The sequence below is a fragment of the Sphaerotilus sp. genome (assembly GCF_034519685.1).
GTDB lineage: Bacteria > Pseudomonadota > Gammaproteobacteria > Burkholderiales > Burkholderiaceae_C > Sphaerotilus.
This window is the reverse complement of the sequence record NZ_JAXHOF010000001.1, coordinates 15,253-35,270: the sequence shown is the minus strand read 5'-3', so window position 1 is coordinate 35,270 and position 20,018 is coordinate 15,253. Positions and strand designations below refer to the sequence as shown.

17 protein-coding genes are annotated in these 20,018 nt (G+C 66.4%); 8 read left to right on the top strand and 9 right to left on the bottom strand.

The features are described from left to right. Positions 1-15 precede the first annotated feature (15 nt). Complete coding sequence (locus U5O44_RS00140; protein WP_322586442.1) at positions 16-1,155, top strand: hypothetical protein; 1,140 nt, start codon at positions 16-18, stop codon at positions 1,153-1,155. Positions 1,156-1,182: 27 nt separating this feature from the next. On the opposite strand, the gene U5O44_RS00135 is transcribed toward U5O44_RS00140, so the two are convergent. From U5O44_RS00135 to U5O44_RS00095, 9 genes are all read right to left on the bottom strand, one after another. After that, entirely contained in the window at positions 1,183-3,261 is a 2,079-nt protein-coding gene (locus U5O44_RS00135; RefSeq protein ID WP_322586441.1) for a 3'-5' exonuclease, read from the bottom strand. Further along, positions 3,258-3,500: a hypothetical protein gene (locus U5O44_RS00130; protein WP_322586440.1), complete on the bottom strand. Its 243-nt coding sequence runs from the start codon at positions 3,498-3,500 to the stop codon at positions 3,258-3,260. Before U5O44_RS00130 ends, U5O44_RS00135 begins: the two co-directional genes overlap by 4 nt. Before the next feature lie 131 nt (positions 3,501-3,631). Then, entirely contained in the window at positions 3,632-5,047 is a 1,416-nt protein-coding gene (gene tnpC, locus U5O44_RS00125) for an IS66 family transposase (RefSeq protein ID WP_322586439.1), read from the bottom strand. A gap of 32 nt (positions 5,048-5,079) precedes the next feature. Next, a complete protein-coding gene (locus U5O44_RS00120; protein WP_322586438.1) occupies positions 5,080-5,697 on the bottom strand; it encodes a DUF3226 domain-containing protein in 618 nt (205 codons plus the stop codon). After that, positions 5,694-6,851, bottom strand: a complete 1,158-nt coding sequence (locus U5O44_RS00115) for an AAA family ATPase (RefSeq protein WP_322586437.1) — start codon at positions 6,849-6,851, stop codon at positions 5,694-5,696. Before U5O44_RS00115 ends, U5O44_RS00120 begins: the two co-directional genes overlap by 4 nt. 63 nt (positions 6,852-6,914) lie before the next feature. Next, positions 6,915-9,740: a site-specific DNA-methyltransferase gene (locus U5O44_RS00110; protein WP_322586436.1), complete on the bottom strand. Its 2,826-nt coding sequence runs from the start codon at positions 9,738-9,740 to the stop codon at positions 6,915-6,917. A 46-nt stretch (positions 9,741-9,786) separates the two neighbouring features. Continuing rightward, positions 9,787-10,647: an NYN domain-containing protein gene (locus U5O44_RS00105; protein ID WP_322586435.1), complete on the bottom strand. Its 861-nt coding sequence runs from the start codon at positions 10,645-10,647 to the stop codon at positions 9,787-9,789. 160 nt (positions 10,648-10,807) lie between these two features. Then, a complete protein-coding gene (locus U5O44_RS00100; RefSeq protein WP_322586434.1) occupies positions 10,808-13,891 on the bottom strand; it encodes a BPTD_3080 family restriction endonuclease in 3,084 nt (1,027 codons plus the stop codon). 165 nt (positions 13,892-14,056) lie between these two features. Next, the gene (locus U5O44_RS00095) at positions 14,057-14,659 is read right to left on the bottom strand and encodes a phenylacetic acid degradation protein PaaY (protein ID WP_322586433.1); all 603 of its coding nucleotides are present in this window, start codon (positions 14,657-14,659) and stop codon (positions 14,057-14,059) included. Positions 14,660-14,738: 79 nt separating this feature from the next. Here U5O44_RS00095 and U5O44_RS00090 point away from each other — a divergent pair, with 79 nt between their 5' ends. The 7 genes from U5O44_RS00090 to paaD are packed head-to-tail and all read left to right on the top strand — an operon-like array spanning position 14,739 to position 20,008. Then, complete coding sequence (locus tag U5O44_RS00090) at positions 14,739-15,542, top strand: enoyl-CoA hydratase-related protein (protein ID WP_322586432.1); 804 nt, start codon at positions 14,739-14,741, stop codon at positions 15,540-15,542. A 26-nt stretch (positions 15,543-15,568) separates the two neighbouring features. Next, positions 15,569-16,003: a hydroxyphenylacetyl-CoA thioesterase PaaI gene (gene paaI / locus U5O44_RS00085; RefSeq protein WP_322586431.1), complete on the top strand. Its 435-nt coding sequence runs from the start codon at positions 15,569-15,571 to the stop codon at positions 16,001-16,003. A gap of 13 nt (positions 16,004-16,016) precedes the next feature. After that, positions 16,017-17,330: a phenylacetate--CoA ligase PaaK gene (gene paaK / locus U5O44_RS00080; protein WP_322586430.1), complete on the top strand. Its 1,314-nt coding sequence runs from the start codon at positions 16,017-16,019 to the stop codon at positions 17,328-17,330. Between the two features lie 24 nt (positions 17,331-17,354). Continuing rightward, complete coding sequence (paaA, locus tag U5O44_RS00075) at positions 17,355-18,365, top strand: 1,2-phenylacetyl-CoA epoxidase subunit PaaA (RefSeq protein ID WP_322586429.1); 1,011 nt, start codon at positions 17,355-17,357, stop codon at positions 18,363-18,365. After that, entirely contained in the window at positions 18,362-18,658 is a 297-nt protein-coding gene (paaB, locus tag U5O44_RS00070) for a 1,2-phenylacetyl-CoA epoxidase subunit PaaB (protein ID WP_322586428.1), read from the top strand. The genes paaA and paaB overlap by 4 nt, the downstream gene beginning before the upstream one ends. Positions 18,659-18,695: 37 nt before the next feature. Beyond that, positions 18,696-19,484, top strand: a complete 789-nt coding sequence (paaC, locus tag U5O44_RS00065) for a 1,2-phenylacetyl-CoA epoxidase subunit PaaC (protein WP_322586427.1) — start codon at positions 18,696-18,698, stop codon at positions 19,482-19,484. After that, positions 19,481-20,008 (top strand): 1,2-phenylacetyl-CoA epoxidase subunit PaaD, encoded by a 528-nt coding sequence (gene paaD, locus U5O44_RS00060; RefSeq protein ID WP_322586426.1) that lies wholly within the window; start codon positions 19,481-19,483, stop codon positions 20,006-20,008. Before paaC ends, paaD begins: the two co-directional genes overlap by 4 nt. Positions 20,009-20,018 lie beyond the last annotated feature (10 nt).

The window sequence follows — 20,018 nt, the reverse complement described above, 5'->3', positions numbered from 1 at the left end:
TGCCCTTGAGGATTCATGGCCACGCCGCTGGAACACCGCCTTCTTCCCTTCATCGTCTGCCAGGGCGCCTTCTCGACGCTGATCGGCTTCGCCGGTGTGCTGGTGTTCGCGCAGCGTGGCTGGACGATGGCCGTCGTGTTCACGGCGGTGATGCTGACGGCCACGATGGTGTGCATCGTCGGCGCCTTCGCGCTGGGTCGGCGCTGGTCGTTGCAGCCGGTGCACCTGATCCGCGCCGGTTTCCTGCTCCCCGCTCTGGTGCTGCTGCAGGCGCAGGAGGGGCCGCTGTGGCTGGCGGTGGCGATTGGCGCGTTCATCGGGCTGACCTGGGGCGCGCGGCTGTGGCTGGAGCTGAGCCTGCTGGCCGACACCGACCGCGACCCCTACGCAGCCCACACCACCGTCTGGACCGTCTTCGCCGGGCTGTGCGCCACGCTGACCGTCACGCTGTTCCTGTCGATGACCGGTGAGCGCGCGGCGGCGGTCTACGCCAGCTATGCCGCGCTGGCGCTGGTGGCAGCGGTCTGGGCGCCGCGGCGGTTGCCGAGCACGCCGGCCATCCATTGGGAGCGTCCGATGGCCGTGGTGCGGCAGCCCGGGTTCGTGCGCTGCCTGCCGCTGTACGGGCTGGAGTCGGGGCTGATGGGCGTGGGCATGGTGCTCGGGGCCAGTGGCGCGGTGCAGGCGCTCGGTGTCGTGAGCCACTACGGCTGGACGGCCAGCGCCGCGACGGTGTTCGGCTGCCTGGCGCTGTTCGCGCTGCGCGGCCACCGGCATGCTGGCAACCGTCTGCGCTGGATGGCGCTGGCGGCCATCGGCATGGTCGCGGCCCACCTGCTGCTTGGCGCCAGCGTCGCGCATCCGGCGCTCTACGTCGTTCATCTGCTGACATTGGCCGCCGTGCAACCCTTCTGGGCCGCCAGCGAGCAAGTGCTCAACCAGCGCCTGCTCGACCTGGAGGGCGCACTGGCGGACCGGATCGTCGTGCGCGAGGTCGTGCTGTGGGCGTTCCGGATGCTGGCGCTGGGCGGGTTCTGGTGGGCGGTGCAGGGCTGGTCGCCGGTGCGGGTGCTGCTGCTGGGGGCCGGGCTGATGGCGGGGGCGGTGGTGCTGGAGTGGGCGGTCGGTCGGGCGTGGCTGCGCAGGGTGCAATAGGCGACCGCGTGTGGAGCGGTCGCCGTCTCACCCGATCAGGTCATCCAGAAACTCCGACACCGGCTCGACACCGGTCACCAGCAGGTGATCGCGGGCCCGGGTACACGCCACATAGAGCAGGTGCCGCTCGGTGTGGAACACCTCATCGAGATCGGCGGGGTCCGTGACCGCGCCCAGGCGTTCCTGCAGCGGCACCACCGCATCGTTGCAGGCCATCACCACCACGCCTCGGAATTCCAGCCCCTTGGCGAGGTGCATCGTGCCGACGGACACCTGGCCCGTCGCCGTGTCCACGCGCGCATCCAGCACCTTGGCCGCCTGGCCTGCGGCGCCGACGGCGGCCACGGCATCGGGCACCTGCGCCTCCGAGCGGACGATGACGGCCAGCTCGTGCGGGGCGATGCCTTCGGCGATGCGGGTGCGGAGCCATGTCGCCACGACCTGCTGTTCTTGCGCGTGCTCCGTGCAGGACTGGATCGATGGCGGCGGGCCATTGAACGCGGACACCGTGCCTTCGCGTGATTCGGCGTTGCCGTCCACGTCGGACACTTCCGGGCCCAGCAGTCGATCGGCCTGCGCGCGGATCTGGTGGGACGTGCGGTAGTTGATCTGCAGCGTCCTGGACCGGCCGCGCACGTCCACCCCCAGCGCCTTCCATGAAAACGGGGTCTGGAAGATGCGCTGGCCCAGGTCACCGGCGAAGAACAGGCTGTTGGTCCGCCCACCGCCCACGGCGGCGAGGAAGCGCAGTTGCGCCACGTCGATGTCCTGCGCTTCGTCCACGACGACGAAGTCGAACAGCGGGTGCGGCAGCGTGGCCACCTGGGCCGCCAGCCGGTTGAACAGGGCCGAGCGGGTCACCAGTCCGCTGGATTTCAGGCGGGCGTCGATCTGCTCGAAGAGGGTCCACAGCGTCGCGCGCTGGCCTTCCGAGAGCCGTGTGCGCCGGCCCAGGCGCTTGAAGTCGCGGTAGCCTTCCCAGCGGTCCACGCCCCACGCATCGACGATGTCGAGCCACTCGCTCTGGACGAAGGCTGCCTGGAAGCGGTGCCCCGCCACGCTGGCCGTGGCGGCGGTCACGATGGACTGGATGTCCGCCGTGCTGGCCATGCGGGGCTTGCCAAACTGCTGGGTGTACAGACGCCGTCCCACGTCGTCGATCGCGTCGACTTCGAGCCGCTCCGCGAGACGGGGCTCGCTGCGGATCAGCAGGCGCAGCTTGCCGTGCAACGCACGCGCCAGCGGCTCGGAAAACGTCGTCAGCAGCACCCGCGCGTCCGGATGGCGCTTGGCCAGCGACACCGCCCGGTGGAGCGCGACGATGGTCTTGCCGGTGCCCGCCGAGCCGCCGACACGCGCCGGTCCCTTGAAGTCTCGTTCGACGAGGTCGCGTTGCGCGGGGTGGAGGAAGGTCGTCCACTTCTCCCAGGGGAACTCCAGCGCGAGCACCAGTTCCTCTTCGGTGCGCATCACGCGGAAGCGGCGCTGCGCGTCCGGGTGGCTGAACGGGTCGGCGTCCTGTGCCAGCACGGGCGGCCGCTGTGGCTTGCCGCCGGTGGCCAGTTCCAGCAGCGCCTCGGCCGCCTCGGCCGGCAGGTGGTCCGCCAGGGCGAGCAGCGTGTCCTCGTTGGCCAGCAGCACGGAGGGCACCAGATCCTGTGGCACGCCGTAGGTCAGCAGTTCGTCGGCGGACACACCCGCGAACAGCGCGGGCTTGGCTGGCTTGGTCCGGGTGCCCTTGGCGGGTATCGGGCGGACCACGATTTCCTCGACCCGCTCGCGCACCTCGACCCACTGCGCCGCGCCGGTCTTCGGGTGGGTTTCCAGCCGGCGACGCGAGGCCCATTCATACGCCTTGTCGTGGTGATCGACGTAGCAGAGCATGAAGCTGCCCGCCGTGCGATGCACGATCAGGCGGATGTCGCTCGTCACCCGCACGGACCAGAAGTTCTTGTCCCGCGCCTGGTCGAGCTTGTGCAGGCTCATGCCGGTGTTGACCGGGTTGAGCTGCAGGTCGAAGGCGGTGGTCTTGACGGCTTTCTGCTCGTCGCTGGTGAGGCGGGCGAGGCTGGCGGTGAAGGTGTCGGCGATGCGGAAGTCGGTCATGGGGTCGGCAGCGGCAGGTCGAACAGTTCGGTCAGGAAGCGCTGCACTTCGCGGATGCGTGGCAGTTTCAAGGCGGCACCGCGCACCCAGTCGTTGTCTTGTATGGAGGTTTGCACGGCCTTGCCGGGGCGGAAAATGCTGGACATGGCGCCGACAATCGCCTTCTGGCGACCGGACGGCTTGCGGAAATCCGTGAGGTGATCGGACTTCAGTTTGGCGCTGACTTCGGCTGCCTGCACGTACTGTTGGTACGTATTCAGCCCCCCGGTATTGACACCCGCAAAGCCCTGGGCACGCCGCGTCGAGAAGGACGCAGCGCGAGTTCGAAGATGACCTGAAGGACCGCAGGACCGAGCCTGCGGCCACGCACTCAGCCCGAGGGCACCAGCGAGGGCGCCAGACCACCGGTGAAGTGCGCCTGCATCGCCTGACGCAGATACGCCAGCGCATCACGGCCCTGGCGCTTGCAGCTCTCCACCACCGTGTAGCCCCGGGCGATGAACTCCTCGCCCCGGCGTGATCTCGTCAGCCCCGAGATCTTGCGCTTGAGCACGATGGTGCGCAGCGCCTGCTCGGCGGCGTTGTTGGTCGGCGGCACGGCCGCGTCGCTCACGAACGTCCACAGCGCCGGCCAGAGCTTGAGCACGTTGGCGCAGGTCAGTGCGGTGCGCTGGCAGGCGCCGGCGATGCCGCGCTCCAGCGCCCGGCGCACGTGGTGCTGCACCTGCGCCATCTGCGCGGCGACCTGCTGGTCCTTGCGGTGCCAGCGCCGGAACAGCACATAGCCCAGCCCCAGCAGTCGGCGCCCGATCCGTCCGGCCTGCCCCGCACGTTGACTGATGCGCGTGAAGTCCCGCAGCAGGTGCGCCCAGCACACCTGCCGCTGCGCGGCGTCCACCCAGTCGTACACCGCATAGCGGTCCGTGACCAGCTTGGCCTTCGGGCTCTCGCCCAGCATCTCCTTGGCCACGTAGCGCGCCCGCGAAGACCAGAGCTGGTACACCACCAGCTTGGGCTGCGTCACCGTCCACACCCAGTGCCGCCCCGCGCCTTCTCGCGCGTAGCTGGTCTCGTCCACATGCACCACCGGCGCTGCGGCCAGCGTCTTCACCGCCGCCTGCACCGGCTCCTTCAACGCCTGCGCCACCAGCCCGTGCGCCTGCGAGATCGCCCCCACGCTGAACCGCACCCCCAGCACCTGCGCCAGCAGATCCCGGATCTTGGGCTGCGTCAGGTGGTACGCCGTGCCCAGCAGCCCCACCAGGGCCAGCGCCCTCGGCCCGATCTGTCCGCGCGGCACCCCCGCCGGCAACACCGATGCGTGTGTCTTGCGGCAGTGCCCGCACACCCCGTGGTACAGCCGGTACTCCTGCACCTCGGCCTTCACCTGTGCCGGCACGTCGAACACCTGGTGCCGTATCGGCCGCCCCGCCGCCACCGGACCGCCACACTCGCATGCCGCAGGCGGCGGGCAGTCGTGGATCACGTCCACCTCGGACTCCGCCAGCAGCGCCCGGTACGTGCCCTTGTGCCCAGGCTGCGCGCCCCGCACCCGGCCGCTGGTCCGGCGTTGTGCCCGGTTGCCGCTGTCCCCCGGCCCGTCCGACGATGGCGGCTTCGACGAGTTGCGTGAGTTCAGCTTCTTGTCCAGCAGCGCACTGACCTGCTCGCGCAGCTTCGCCAGCTCCTGCCCCATCTGCTCGATCACCGCGTGGCATTGCTCCAGCGTCTCGGGCTTGTTCGGCACTGCGGTGGCCTCACGGCCAGGGGCTTCGGGTTGGTCCATCCCAGCACTCTCCGCCTCGCTCGCTCCGCGCGCTACCCGGACTTCACCGGCTTGACGATGTTGTCAATGCCGGGGGGCTGAATACGTACGTACTGTTGAGCCAGTGGCAAGAGCTTTGCGTATTGCGTGGCGGCACTTTCGAGCAGCAGATCTTCCAGCGTTCCGGGGCTGGCGTTGTCTGGCAGCACGAATGCACCCAGCCGAACCGAACTGGATGTCCGCACCTGCCCGGCACCGTCCGGCAACTCCAGTCTGGTTTTCTCCCTCACGCGCTGGCGGAGGGATTCGTACCGCTGCGCTGGCGATATGGCACTGTCCGCATCCAGCAGCATCCCCACACCACAGAAGGAAGCCACAGGCAAGACACTCAGCGTTTCCTCCAGCGTGGACACGAGGTTGGTTTCACCGATGGCGCTGTGCAGGCCGATCGTGAACTGATCGTTTTGCAGGAACAACGGGATGGGCATCCGTTTCTGCAAATCGTCGTCGTGGGGAAAGCTGTTCGGGATCAGCGGCTTGAAGAACGGATCAAGCTTGCCCAGCTTCTGGATGCGCTCCAGCTTCGCGTGACTCAACAGCCGATAGCAGAATTCGACATCATGGGGGCCTTCGACGACCAGATAACCAAAGCGGCGCATGCGTTGACTCACCGGATATCCAGGCCACGATTGAATCGCAGCCGATGAAGCAGATCCCCAGCCAGCCGTTTGGCATGCACGCCTTGTTGATCGTCGCGCTCCAGCTTGAAGACCACCAGACTGTCCTCCGTAGCAGCCTCGGGCAATCCAGACAGCAGCGCATCAACGGCCTCAAGGCTATGCGTGGTCAGGAAAACCTGAACCTGCTTTTGCTGCGCGGCAGTGATCAACCATCTAAAAAATTCAGGTTGCGCTCCAGCATGGATTCCAGCCTCAGCTTCATCGAGCAACAACACGCCTCCTGGAGGCAACCCGCTTAGCGTTGATGAAAGCAAAACAGATCGCCGCATGGCATCGCCAAAAATGGACAGCGGCACATTACCTAGTCGCCGATGTGAGAGGTATATTGCGGGACGATAGCCTGAGTTTGATCGAATATCAATGTCCAAAACATCCGGGTCAAATTGCCGAAGCAAATCCACATCGGACTCGGCGCCATCAGATGACTTCAGCCTGGAAATCTTCTTGACCTGCAATGAATTCATTTGGTATGAGTAGGGGTACAGCGCCTCACATACCAATCCGGGTGGAGTAAATTTGCGGGCTTTCGCGTATCTCATCGCAGGCAGATCATTCCAGATTCTCAATGAAACTGGCGGACAAATTACATTGTCCGGAATGAGCTGCGACCAATGAGACTCATGAGTTAAATCTGCTCCACGCCAGCCAATCTCAGACCTGTCGAAATTCATGGCTCGCATGGACCGCCCGAGTCTGTTAAGTTCTGACTCGTCAGGTTCTCCGTAGAACTCTTTCAGATCGACGATCAATCTCTCCAGATGGAATGCGCCCTTGACGCGAAACTCGCATTTTGCTGTAACTAGGTCGTCAGTATCATCAAAGGGCACTGCTCGATGGAAACACCATCGAAGAGAATGCATCTTTGATTCATCAATGCCTCCTGGGTCTCGCAGATGAATCATTTTCAACCATGATTCAGGCTCAATCGGCGAACTCAATATGGAAATCGCCTCCAGCACGCTCGTCTTGCCCGAATTGTTCCCGCCCACGAGCACGTTCACGCCGCCAAGATCTGGCAGCGTGAAATTGCGAAAACCGCGAAAACCATCAATCTCGATCTGTCGCAGCGGATAGCTTGTCGTCATGTCGTTCACCCATTCAACCAATGCCGGCATGCGCCAGTGCGTGAACCATAGCGCGCAACGCTGTCATGCGCGCACCCTGAACACCTTCATCACCTCATCCCCCAGATGATTGATGACCTTCACCGCGATCCGCCCCGACTTCGGCCGCGCAAACGGCCGCGAGGTGTCGCTGTTGAGCGTGGCCCATGCGTCGGCGTCGATCTCGGCCTTCAGCGTGGTCTTGAGCGCCTTGTACGGGTCGCCCGCGCCGAGGAAGTAGGCGTGGCGGACGAAGAAGCTTTCTTCGTTGTAGTCGGTGTCGATGAACCAGCAGGCGATGCCGTCGGGGCCGTCGCTGCGGACTTCTCCCGTGCCGGGGTGGAAGATATCGACGCCGTTGACCTTGACCTGCAGGCGGTCGCCGGGGGCGTCGAGGATGTCGATGTCCGGTTCGCCGAAGATGACGAACAGGTTGCCCTTGCCGGTGTTCTTGAGGTCTTCGGCCATGTGCAGGTCGGCGTTCATGCGGGCCTTGAGCACGGGGATGCGGCCGAGCTTGCCGAAGTCGGCCGAGTGGGCGTCGTAGTTGAACGCGCAGGTGATGAGCACGTCGAAGCCGCCGTCGCCGGCCTCGCGGGCGGCCGAGACGAGGTCGGGGCGCGAGACGGTGCCGAACTCGGGGCCGATGAAGATGGCGGCGCGCTTGTCCTGGCCGGTGGCGTCGATGTAGCGGCCTTCGGCGCAGACGTATTCGCCGGGCCACGGGGTGAGGGCGGTGAAGACGATCCGGGCGTGCTTGTCCGCCTGCTGGACGCCGGCGGTCTTCAGGTTCTCCAGGATGATGGCGACAAAATCGCGGCCCTCGCGCTCGGCGCGGTAGCGGGCTTCCTGTTCGGCGGCGCCGTCGATGAGTTCGTCGTCCTCGTCCACGGTGAGGATACGGTGGGGGGACAGGCTCTCGACGGTGAAGGGGCCGGCGACGCGGACCCGCTTCTTGTCTTCGTAGGGCTTGTCGTGCAGGAACTCGAATTCGGCGCGGGCGGCGATCGAGGCGTCGATGTCCTTCTGGCGGGCGATGCGCTGTTGCCACCAGCGGGCGTGGGTGGTCTTGGCGTCGTCGGGCCAGCGGGGGTCGGCGTCGCGGGGGATGTCCCATTCGGGCCAGGTCTTGCCGAGCAGGGCATTGAGTCGGGCGCGCAGGGGTTCCAGCTCGGTCTGGTGGCGTTGCCAGATGTCGTCGATCTCGGGGTTGTTGGCGATGGATTTGAGGGTGATGTGCGGGACGCGCTCGCAGACGAAGCCGTGGTTGATGTTGCCGCGGGTCGGGGTGGTGGCGGGGGCGCTGCGGGTGACCTCGGCTTCCTTGAGCTGGCCTTCCTTGCTGTCGGCCAGCAGGTAATACGGATACCGTGCGCCCATGATCCGCGCCCGAGCCAAGGCCAGCGCCACCCGAGAAGTATCAATCGTGATCCACCGCCTACCCCATTGCTCCGCCACATAAGCCGTCGTTCCCGAACCGCAGGTCGGATCAAGGACTAAATCCCCTGGGTCGGTAACCATCAAAATACACCGTTGAACAAGTTTTGTCCCAGATTGAACCACATAGAGTTTTTCATCTGTAAAGCTACCGGTCCCGGTGTCACTCCAGACATTGCCTATTGCTTGAGCACGAAAATCATCAAGATATCTAACATATCGGAGGCTGTTGGCCGCTTGGGCAATACGATTTGCCTTTATCAGGCGAGCCATCCCGATTTCACCTGTTTTCCAGTAACCCTTGCCGGATTGGAATATTTTTCCAAAAAAAGTTACAGGAAAATTACCGGGAGGGCGCTGTGATGTAAGATTGTCTGTGCTGAATACTGAAGCGGTTAATCCTGCAGCTCGCTCTGACTCGGTCATTGGTCGGCTCAAACCATCTTCCAGCCTGACCCATCGATAAACGCCTGATTTGTCTGCGCTTAGTCCTTTTTCTAAAAATGGGGTTCGAAATTTAACTGAAGATTTTTGCTTGGCAAACCAAAGTATATAGTCTGCGGTACCTGCAATTAATTCAGAGGTCTGTCCGGCAGTCTTCAAAACAGTTATTTGCCCGCAAGAATTATCGTCCCCGAAAACCTCATCCATCACCGCCCGAACCCGATGCACATTCTCATCCCCGATCTGCACGAAGATCGACCCGGAGTCTGTCAGCAGCTCACGCGCCACCGTCAGCCGGTCGCGCAAATAAGTCAGGTACGAATGAATGCCATCCCGCCACGTGTCCCGGAACGCCTTCACCTGCTCCGGCTCGCGGGTGATGTGCTCCGCGTTGCCGTCCTTCACGTCGCGGCTGGTCGTGCTCCACTGGAAATTCGAGTTGAATTTGATCCCGTAAGGCGGATCGAAATAGATGCACTGCACCTTGCCCTTCAACCCCTCCCGCTCCGCCAGCGACGCCATCACCCCCAGACTGTCGCCCAGGATCATCCGGTTCTGCCAATGCGCATCGTGCTGGTAGAACTCCGTGCGCGCCTCCTCGCTCGGCAGTCCGTTGAAATCGGCAAACATGTCCACCGTGGACCCACCAAACGCCGCCGCCTGCGCATCCAGCTTCTCGGCCGCCGCCCGCTCCGTCTGCCGCTTCAGGTCGTCGATCAGCACCTTCGGGTGAACCTTCTCCTGGATATAGAGCGGCGGCGCCGAGACGATCAGATCCGATTCATCCTGCGCATCCTTGCCGCGCCAGACCAGTTGCGGGTCCAGATCCCGGTTGCGCCGCGCATACGCCACGCGGATCGGGTTCTGCTCATCGCGCTTCATCACCGACTGGTATTCGGCGGTGGGGATGTTGCGGCGGGTCGCGTCGTCGTGCTTGAAGGCTTCGACGGTGAGCGAGGCAGAGGAAGCCGTATTTTTCTTGGAGGGCATGTCGATTCCGGAATGTCTTCTTGGTCGGTGCGCGTCGGGCATTCGGTCAGTGGTCAGCCGCATCGGGCGCAGCAGGCAGCGGCGGAGCCAGCTCGGCAACCGCCTCTGCGGCAGCCCCAGGCTTCTTCAGGCCCGATTGCAGCCCATCGATGTGCTCGAACAGATCGGCGTTCACCTGCTGCCACAGCGGGTCAAGGATGAATTCAACCCCCTCACGCCGCGCCAGCTTGGCGGCCGGCACGAAATCGCTGTCACCCGCCACCAGCACGATGGTGTCCACCTGGTCCTTGAAGGTCAGGGTCGAGATGTCCAGCCCGATGCGCATGTCCACCCCCTTCTGCTTCAAGCCCAGGCTCACGGCACCGCCATGGACCTCCTGCGTCCAGAAGTCGCGCAGCTCGACGAGCTGGCGCACCTGCTCGGGCGTCAGCGTCAACGTCGTGGGCAAGTCCGCGCCGCCGGGCGCCACCGTCAGCCCGTCCAGTGCCCGCACCGCCACACGCGACTTCAGTGCCCGCTTGGTCAGCCGGGGCGAGAGCGTCCAGTCATGGTCCCTGGCCACCTTGCCCAGCCGCAACGCCAACTTCCGCTCCTTGCGCAGGAGATCGAACAACGCATGCCGCTCCTGGGCCACAGGGGTCTTGCTGTAGTCGATCGGCCGGTTGTCGATCGGGTGGTGGGCCTTGCCGTCATACGGCACCGCGTCGTAATAGTAGATGCGGTAGAGGTGCTGTTGCCACCGCTCGCCCTGATGCCCGGTGAGCATCTTGATGTGGTTGCGGCACAGGTGACGGATGCAGGCCGCGATCTTGAGCGGTGAGTCGCAGCGATTCGCAGCCACCAGATGCGGCAGGCGCTTCAGGAAAAAGCCCCCATCGATCAGGATCGCAATGCGGGCGCCACTCATGCAGTCACCCCGGAAATGGAAAAGCCCCAGGGGGTCGGCACACTCTCGGGATGGGTGAGAGGGCTTACTGCCAAGGGGCGGATAAGGGGGTTAATGTACGCCATTGATGTCATGCGTGACGCAAAAGGTTCTCAGAAGGGATCACTGGCCGCGAGCCACTTCACGCAGGCAGGCAGGCCGTGTCGAGCATCTGCTCGAACTGCTCGCTCACCTTGGCCGAGAAGTCGCTCTGGATCTGCCACACGTCCGTGAACTCGGCAAACGCCCAGCGCCCGTGCGTGCCCACGCGGTTGACGCCCGGAATCCAGTAGGTCTCCATCGTCAGCTTCTTGTCCTTGGCGTCCTCGCCCCGGTAGCCCTTGATCTCGACGACGAGGTTCAGCGGATCGGCCGCGCCGTGCCCGTCATCGACCCGCACGACGAAGTCAGGCCGGTAGCGACGCAGCTCCGAGCCGCACCGGTATGGCACCTCCAGCCCGAGGTTGTGGTTCTTCACGTAGGCCAGCACCTTCGGGTGCGCCTCGGCGACCCGGCAGAACTCGGCCTCCCAGTCGCTGTCCAGCACCGCCCAGTTCAGGTGGCACTTCGGCGGCGGCCCCGCCGTGTCCCAGCGCTCCAGCTTCGAGGTGTTGAAGTTGACGTGCATCGTCGAGCCGGTCGGGTTGTACGGGTCGAGGATCGCCATGATCGGCTTGTTGCCCATCTCGGCGCGGGTGATCGCCTCGGTGATGCGCTCGCAGGCGAGGTCGGCCAGCTCCTGGTACATCAGTTGCCAGGGGTAGGTGTCGCCGACACATTCGAAATGGTGGTCGAGCCACTCCTTCGTGATGCGCTTGAGCTGGCTGAACAGGGCCAGCTTCGGCTCGCCATTCGCGTCACGCCACTTGGCGTACAGCAGCCGCTTGGTCAGGTGCATCAGCAGCGTGGAGCGCCGCATGTCCTTCAGGTGCACCAGGCTCAGATCGACGGTCTCGCCGACGATGCCAGCGTTCTGGGTGTGTGACGGCCCGACCAGATCCGGGGTCAGCCGCAGCAGCGAGTCGGCCGTGAACTGCGCAGTCAGCCGCTCATCGGGCAGCTCGACCCGGTAGCCCTGCACCCGCGGGAACTCGATGGCCAGGTGGCTGCGCTCCTCCAGTGCCCGCACCTGCACGGTCTCGCGCGGCGGCGCCGGCTTGGCCACCACGGGCTTGGCCGTGAAGTCGAACGGAATGCCCAGCACGTCGGCGTATTCGACATCGAACAGCCCGTCCTCGTTCAGGTCGTAGGACTGCCGCCGCAGCGCCCGCCCGATCACCTGCTCGCACAGCAGTTGTGTGCCGAAGGCGCGCACGCCCAGCACATGCGTCACCGTGCTGGCGTCCCAGCCCTCGGTCAGCATCGACACCGACACCACGCAGCGGATCGACTCGCCCAGCCGCCCGACCTTGCCGACCGTGTTCATCACCTCGCGCAGCAGCCGCGCATCGTCGAAGCCTTTGCCGGCGCGGACCTCCTCGGCCAGCGACCCGCCACGCGCCAGCACCTCCTGACGGAACTGCGCGATCTCCGCCGCAGCCGCCGTGCGGAAGGTGTCGTCCAGCGCCTCGCCGGATTCGAGCTGCTCGCTGTCGATCAGCAGCGTGCGCGGGCGGCCCAGCGGGTTGCCGTGCTCGTCCGTGTTGCGGAACAGCGGCAGCCGGCCCGGCACCGGCGTGCTCGTGCCGTCCTCGTTGGGTCGATCGAACCCCGAGATGAAGTCGTAGACCAGCTTCGAGCTGGCCGTGTTGTTGCAGACCACGATGAAGCAGGGCGGCACGCGGATGCCCGCCGCCTGCCAGGCGTCATAGGTCTTTTCGTAGTGCCCGTACAGCGCATCCAGGGCCGTCTGCAACTCCACCGGCAGGCTTTCCGGATCGAGCCACTTGGCTCCAGCCCCTCGGCCCTTCTTCGGCATGCGCTTGCCGATGTGCTCCCACAGGTTGCGGAACTTCGGCACCTCGGCCCCGGGGATGTTGTCCGCCACCGGCACGCGCGGCAGCTTGACGATGCCGCACTCGATCGCGTCCATCAGCGAGAAGTCGCACATCGTCCACGGAAACAGGGTGCCTTCCCGGTAGCCCGACCCGGACAGGAAGAACGGAGTGGCCGACAGATCGACCACCTGCGTGATGCCGATGCGCCGCTGCACCGCCTCCAGCCCGGAGATCCACATCCGGGCCGCTTCGTTGTTCTCGTCGGCGGCCTTCTTGTCTTCGCCCTTGAGGTCGTCGTCCTCTGCGGTGGCCTTGGCACGGTAGCAGTGGTGGGCCTCGTCGTTGATGACGAGGATGTTCGACAGGTTCGCCAGATCCGGCATCACGCGCTGGATCATCTGGCCTTCGGTCTCCAGCGTGTCCAGGGCGGCACCTCCGCGCCCCTGCAGCAACAGCCGGCCGCCCTTGGCCAGTTCCAGCCGTTCGCGCAGCTTGAACGCGTGGTAGTTCGTGATGACGATCCTGGCCTTGCCCAGGTCCGCCATCAGGTCGCCGGGCACCAGCTCGCGCGTCTTGAAGTAGCTGTCGGGGTCGTTGGGCTGCAGTACCCGCAACCGTTCCTTGACGGTCAGCCCCGGCGCCACGACGAGGAACCCGTGCGTGAACATCCGGCTCTTCCGGCCTCGGCCCGCCGGGTTGGCCCCGCTCACCGCGTTGAGCGTCTGCCAGGCGATCAGCATCGCCATCACCGTCGTCTTGCCAGCGCCCGTGGCCAGCTTCAGCGCCAGTCGCACCAATCCAGGATTGGCCTCCGCACCGGCATCCTGCAGATGCGTCAGGTACATCGCACCGACCGTGCCGCGCTTCGGCGCCACCTCGGTCAGCCAGATGACGGTCTCGACCGCTTCAATCTGGCAGAAGAACGGCCGCACGGCGCTGAACGCATGGTGGCGCCAGTGCTGCAGCAGGCGCTGGGTGACGGGGGTGACCTGCCAGTCGTTCGGGTTCTTCAGCGAGCGCCACTTGTCCACCTCGGCGCGCAGCCCGTTGAGCAACCCCGTGTGGGCATAGCCCTGGGCCTGAGTCGACAGCCCGTCGTCGAACATCAGGTCGGACTGTTGTGCGGTCTTGCGCTTCTTGGCCTTCGGGATCGGGGTGAAGAACTCGGCGACGCGCCGGCTCTCGACGATGCGCTGGGTGGGCTGTCCGCTGGCATCCAGTTCCCAGTGCCGCCCCGGGTAGGCATACGGGGAATTGAGGATCGGCTTTTCGAAGAATGGATTGGTCATGGGACAGCGGAACGGGACAGCAGAACGCGACGGCGCGGCGCCACTGTAAGTGCAAAAGGCCGGGTCGGCCGCAGACCACGGCCCCGCACGCCGTGCGAAAAACCGCACGAATCGAGGCGATCAGTCGGCTTGGCCGGCGGCGGCGGCGGCGCGTTCCCGTTCCGCTTACCCCCGCTTCGTCGCGATCAGCGACTGCACCACCGCCCCCTGCAGCCGCGGCCGATCCGCCTCGATCTCGGTCAGCGGCGCGACCTCCACCATCGACGCCATGCACCGGCGGCTCAGTTCCTGGTAGACCTGCGTGCCTTCGAGCTTCCATGCCACCTCGTCGTCCGTCAGGTCGCGCAGCTTGCGCGCGGGCGAGCCGACCACCAGCGTGCGCGGCGCCACCTTCTTGCCCGCCGGCACGAAGGCACACGCCGCCACGATCGCCGCCTCGCCCACCTCCGCCTCGTCCATCACCACCGCGTTCATGCCGACCAGCGCGTCGCGCCGCACGGTGCAGCTGTGCAGCACCGCGCCGTGGCCGATGTGGCCGTTTTCCTCGACGAGAGTGTCTTGGTTCGGGAAGCCGTGGATGACGCAGGTGTCCTGCACATTCACGCCCCGGTGCAGCACGATGCGCCCGAAATCGCCGCGCAGGCTGGCGCAGGGGCCGATGTAGCAGTCCGGGCCGACGATCACGTCGCCGATCAGCACGGCGGTGGGGTGGACGTAGGCGCTGGGGTCCACGACGGGGGTGACGCCTTCGAGGCTGTAGCAGGGCATGTTCGGGATTTCCTGGGTGTTGAGGTGAATCAAAACAATCTATTCTCTACCGAACGGTCGGTCAATAAAGGAATGTCCCGTGTCTGAACCCTTGTTGCTCCAGGTGCGCGAAAGCGCGGTGCTGACGCTGACGCTGAACCGCCCGGCGGCGCTCAACAGCTTCACCACGGCGCTGCACCGCGAGCTGTTCACCGCGCTGGACGAAGCCGCGGCGGATGCGGGTGTGCGCTGCGTGGTGCTGACGGGGGCTGGGCGGGCGTTCTGCTCCGGGCAGGATCTGTCGGACCCGGTCGTGGCCCCGGACCTGACGCCGGGCGCTGCGCCGAAGGATCTCGGCCATGTGATCGAACATTACTACCGCCCGCTGGTGCTGCGGCTGCGCTCGATGCCGGTGCCGGTGATCGCGGCGGTCAATGGCGTGGCGGCGGGGGCGGGCGCCAATCTGGCGCTGGCCTGTGACCTGGTGCTGGCGGGGCGCTCGGCGAGCTTCATCCAGGCCTTCACCAAGATCGGTCTCGTGCCGGACACGGCCGGGACTTGGCTGCTGCCGCGGCTGGTCGGGCGGGCGCAGGCGCTCGGGCTGGCGCTGCTGGGCGACAAGCTGCCGGCGGCGGAGGCCGAGCGGCTCGGGCTGATCTGGCGCTGTGTGGACGATGCTGCGCTGCAGGCCGACGCACAGGCGCTGGCGCAGCGGCTCGCCGCGATGCCGACCGCCGCGCTGGTCGCCACCCGGCAGGCGATGGACGCCGCGCAGGGCATGGACCTCTCCGAAGCCCTCGACGCCGAATGCACGCTGCAGCGCCACTTCGGCGCCGCACACGATTACCAGGAAGGCGTGGCCGCGTTCATGGCCAAGCGCGCCCCGACCTTCACCGACCGCTGAACCGATTGCTGGAACACCCCTCCGACATGACCCCACAAGACACCGCCGACCACGTCGGCACCGGGATGATGGCCAACGACCTGGCCTGCCAGTCGCTCGGCATCCGCGTCACGCAGATCGCCCCGGGCCGCGCCACGATGACGATGACCGTGCGCCCCGACATGCTCAACGGCTTCGCCATCTGCCACGGCGGGCTGATCACGACGCTGGCGGACTCGGCCTTCGCCTACGCCTGCAACTCGTACAACGAACTCACCGTGGCCTCGGGCCTGTCGGTGGACTTCGTGGCGCCCGGCCGCGAGGGCGACGTGCTCACCGCCGTCGCCGAGGAAGTCTCGCTCGCCGGGCGCACCGGCGTGTACGACGTGAACGTGACCAACCAGCGCGGCGAGCGCATCGCGGTGTTCCGCGGCCGTTCGTACCGCATGAAGGGTCGGCCGACCGTGCCGCCCGCCGTCTGAGGAGACCCTGCCCATGCCCGTGCGCCAACCCGCCCCCGGCGATCTGGAACCGATCGAAACCGCCAGCCGCGACGAAGTCGCCGCGCTGCAGCTCGACCGCCTGCGCTGGACGCTGCAGCACGCCTACGACAACGTGCCGCACTACCGCGCCGCGTTCGACGCCAAGGGCGTGCACCCGAGCGACCTGAAATCGCTGGCTGACCTCGCGAAGTTTCCGTTCACGACCAAGAAGGATCTGCGCGACAACTACCCGTTCGGTCTGTTCGCCGTGCCGCGCACGCAGGTGGCCCGCGTCCACGCTTCGTCGGGCACGACCGGCAAGCCCACGGTGGTCGGCTACACCAAGGGCGACATCGACCGCTGGGCGGACCTGGTGGCGCGTTCGATCCGCGCCGCGGGTGGCCGGGCGGGCGACATCGTCCACGTCGCCTACGGCTACGGCCTATTCACCGGCGGCCTGGGTGCGCACTACGGTGCCGAGCGGCTCGGCTGCACGGTGATCCCGATGTCCGGCGGCCAGACCGAGAAGCAGGTCCAGCTCATCACCGATTTCAAGCCCGACATCATCATGGTCACTCCCAGCTACATGCAGGTGATCGTCGAGGAGTTCGTGCGCCAGGGGCTCGACCCGGTGGCGTCATCGCTGAAGGTCGGCATCTTCGGCGCGGAGCCGTGGACCGAAGCCATGCGCCGCGAGATCGAGGGCAAGGCGGGCATCGACGCGGTGGACATCTACGGCCTGTCCGAGGTGATGGGGCCGGGTGTCGCCAGCGAGTGCATCGAGTCCAAGGACGGCCCGGTGATCTGGGAGGACCATTTCTACCCCGAGATCATCGACCCGGAGACGGGCGAGGTGCTGCCCGACGGCTCGGAGGGCGAGCTGGTGTTCACGACGCTGACCAAGGAAGCGCTGCCGGTCATCCGCTACCGCACCCGCGACCTGACGCGCCTGCTGCCGCCCACGTCGCGCTCGTTCCGCCGCATCGGCAAGATCGTCGGCCGCAGCGACGACATGCTCATCATCCGGGGCGTCAATGTCTTCCCGACCCAGATCGAGGAGATCGTGCTCGCCCACCCGCAGCTCTCGGGCCAGTACCAGATCCAGGTCAGCCGCGACGGCCCGCTGGACAAGGTGGGCGTGCGCTGCGAGCTGCAGCCGGGCGTGGTGCTGTCGCCGCAGGACCACCAGGAGGTGGTCGCGTGGGTCACGCACCGCATCAAGACGCTGGTGGGCATCTCGACCAAGGTCGAGGTGCTGCCCACCGATTCGATCGAGCGCACGCTGGTCGGCAAGGCCCGCCGCGTCATCGACCAGCGCAAGCGCTGAATCCCCTGCTGAAAGGAACCCCCCATGTACACACAAGCGATGGACACGATGGGCCGCGAGGAAGGCAGCCCGAAGGCGGTCCGCTCGGTCGAGGAAGCGCAGCTCGAAGCGCGCTTCGACGCCCGCATCGACGATGGTGGCTTCATCGAGGCCAAGGACTGGATGCCCGCGCACTACCGCAAGACGCTGGTGCGCCAGATCAGCCAGCATGCCCATTCCGAGATCGTCGGCATGCTGCCCGAGGGCAACTGGATCACCCGCGCCCCGACCTTGAAGCGCAAGGCGATCCTGATGGCCAAGGTGCAGGACGAGGGCGGCCACGGCCTCTACCTCTACGCCGCCGCCGAGACGCTGGGCACCAGCCGCGACCAGCTGCTCGACGCGCTGCACACCGGCAAGGCCAAGTACAGCTCGATCTTCAACTACCCGACGCTGACCTGGGCCGACATCGGCGTGATCGGCTGGCTGGTGGACGGGGCGGCGATCATGAACCAGGTGCCGATCTGCCGCTGCTCGTATGCGCCGTATGCGCGGGCGATGGTGCGCATCTGCCGCGAGGAGAGCTTCCACCAGCGCCAGGGCTACGACAGCCTGCTGGTGATGATGCAGAACGGCACCGAGGCCCAGAAGGCCATGGTGCAGGACGCGGTGATCCGCTGGTGGTGGCCGTCGATCATGATGTTCGGCCCGCCGGACGACCAGTCGCCCAACTCGGCGCAGTCGATGCGCTGGGGCATCAAGCGCATCTCGAACGACGACCTGCGCCAGAAGTTCATCGACGCCACCGTGCCGCAGGCCGAGGTGCTCGGCGTGACGCTGCCGGACCCCGATCTGAAATGGAACGCCGAACGGGGTCACCACGACCATGGCCCGATCGACTGGGCCGAGTTCTGGCGCGTGGTCGGCGGCGACGGCCCTTGCAACCGCGAGCGACTGGGCATGCGCGTCAAGGCCTGGGACGATGGCGCCTGGGTCCGCGAGGCCGCGCTGGCCCATGCCCGCAAGCAATCTCAACCTCTGAAGGCATCCGCATGACCACGACAACTCAGAACGAATGGCCTCTGTGGGAAGTCTTTGTCCGCAGCAAGGCCGGACTCGACCACAAGCACTGCGGCAGCCTGCACGCCCCCGACGCCAAGCTGGCGATCCAGATGGCCCGCGAGGTCTACACGCGGCGTCAGGAAGGATCGAGCATCTGGGTGGTGCCTTCGGACCAGATCACGGCCAGCGATCCCGGCGACAAGGACATGTACTTCGATCCGATGGAGGACAAGGTCTACCGCCACCCGACCTTCTACGTGCTGCCCGAGTCCGTGGACCACATGTGACCATGACCCACCGCGACCTGAGCCAGAGGATTTCGACATGACTGCTGCCTCCGTGCAACCCAGCCGCGACCCGTCCGTGCAGTACCTGCTGCGCCTGGGCGACACCTGCCTGATCCTGGGCCAGCGCCTGGGCGAGTGGTGCGGCCACGCGCCCATCCTCGAAGAGGACATCGCGCTGACCAACATGGCACTCGACCTGATCGGCCAGTCGCGGGCATTGCTGACGCGCGCCGGTCAGCTCGGTGCCGAGCGTGGCGCCGCAGCACTCGATGAGGACCAGCTCGCCTTCCTGCGTGACGAGCGTGATTACCTGAACCCGACGCTGGTCGAGCTGCCCCGCGGCGACTTCGCCTTCACGGTCCTGCGCAACGCGATGGTCGCCACCTTCCTGCGCCTGATGTGGACGCGGCTGGCCGCCTCCAGCGACACCGAGCTGGCCGCGATCGCTGGCAAGGCGGTCAAGGAAGCCCGCTACCACGAGCAGCACGCCGGCGACTGGGTCGTGCGCCTGGGTGACGGCACCGACGAGTCGCACCGCCGCATGGCCGCCGCCGTGGACACGCTCTGGCGCTACGGCCGCGAGCTGTTCGACGCCGATGCAGTGGACGAGGCCGCCGCCGCCTGCGGGCTGGGGCCGCGCTGGTCGGATCTGCGCGAGGACTGGGAGGCCGAGATGCTGGCGCTGCTGGCGGAAGCCGGCCTGCAGGCGCCCAAGGCCTCCACCTTCCTGACCACCGGCAAGCGCGGTGTCCACAGCGAGCACATGGGCTTCATCCTGGCCGAGATGCAGTCCCTGCAGCGCAGCTTCCCCGGGGGCGCGTGGTGAGCACGCCGGTGCTCGACGCCTGCGGCGACATCGCCCGCGCCTGGGCGGTGCTGCATGGGGTGCCCGATCCGGAGGTGCCGGCGATCTCGCTGTGCGACCTCGGCATCGTGCGCGACGTGCGGCGCGGCGAGGACGGCGTGCTGGAGGTCGTGCTCACGCCGACCTACTCCGGCTGCCCCGCCACCGAGCAGATCGAGCAGGACGCCCGCGCTGCGCTCGTCGCTGCCGGCCTCGGCCCGGTGCGGCTGTCGCTGCAGCGTGCGCCGGCCTGGACCACCGACTGGATCAGCGAGGACGGCCGCCGCAAGCTGCGCGAATACGGCATCGCGCCACCCGGCCCGGTCGCCGCTGGTGCGGACGTGCCGATCCGGCTGGTGCGCCGCACGGCGGCCGCGGCCATCGCCTGTCCCCGTTGCGGCAGTGCGCAGACCGAGCGCCTGTCCGCCTTCGGCTCGACCGCGTGCAAGGCGCTCTACCGCTGCCTGAGCTGCCGCGAGCCTTTCGAACACTTCAAGCCGATCTGAGCCATCCGAG

Coding starts and splice junctions, on each gene's coding strand:
- U5O44_RS00140 (WP_322586442.1), top strand. CDS start 16: ATGGCCACGCCGCTGGAACACCGCCTTCTTCCCTTCATCGTCTGCCAG.
- U5O44_RS00135 (WP_322586441.1), bottom strand. CDS start 3,261: ATGACCGACTTCCGCATCGCCGACACCTTCACCGCCAGCCTCGCCCGC.
- tnpC (WP_322586439.1), bottom strand. CDS start 5,047: ATGGACCAACCCGAAGCCCCTGGCCGTGAGGCCACCGCAGTGCCGAAC.
- U5O44_RS00115 (WP_322586437.1), bottom strand. CDS start 6,851: ATGACGACAAGCTATCCGCTGCGACAGATCGAGATTGATGGTTTTCGC.
- U5O44_RS00110 (WP_322586436.1), bottom strand. CDS start 9,740: ATGCCCTCCAAGAAAAATACGGCTTCCTCTGCCTCGCTCACCGTCGAA.
- U5O44_RS00105 (WP_322586435.1), bottom strand. CDS start 10,647: ATGAGTGGCGCCCGCATTGCGATCCTGATCGATGGGGGCTTTTTCCTG.
- U5O44_RS00100 (WP_322586434.1), bottom strand. CDS start 13,891: ATGACCAATCCATTCTTCGAAAAGCCGATCCTCAATTCCCCGTATGCC.
- U5O44_RS00095 (WP_322586433.1), bottom strand. CDS start 14,659: ATGCCCTGCTACAGCCTCGAAGGCGTCACCCCCGTCGTGGACCCCAGC.
- paaI (WP_322586431.1), top strand. CDS start 15,569: ATGACCCCACAAGACACCGCCGACCACGTCGGCACCGGGATGATGGCC.
- paaK (WP_322586430.1), top strand. CDS start 16,017: ATGCCCGTGCGCCAACCCGCCCCCGGCGATCTGGAACCGATCGAAACC.
- paaA (WP_322586429.1), top strand. CDS start 17,355: ATGTACACACAAGCGATGGACACGATGGGCCGCGAGGAAGGCAGCCCG.
- paaB (WP_322586428.1), top strand. CDS start 18,362: ATGACCACGACAACTCAGAACGAATGGCCTCTGTGGGAAGTCTTTGTC.
- paaC (WP_322586427.1), top strand. CDS start 18,696: ATGACTGCTGCCTCCGTGCAACCCAGCCGCGACCCGTCCGTGCAGTAC.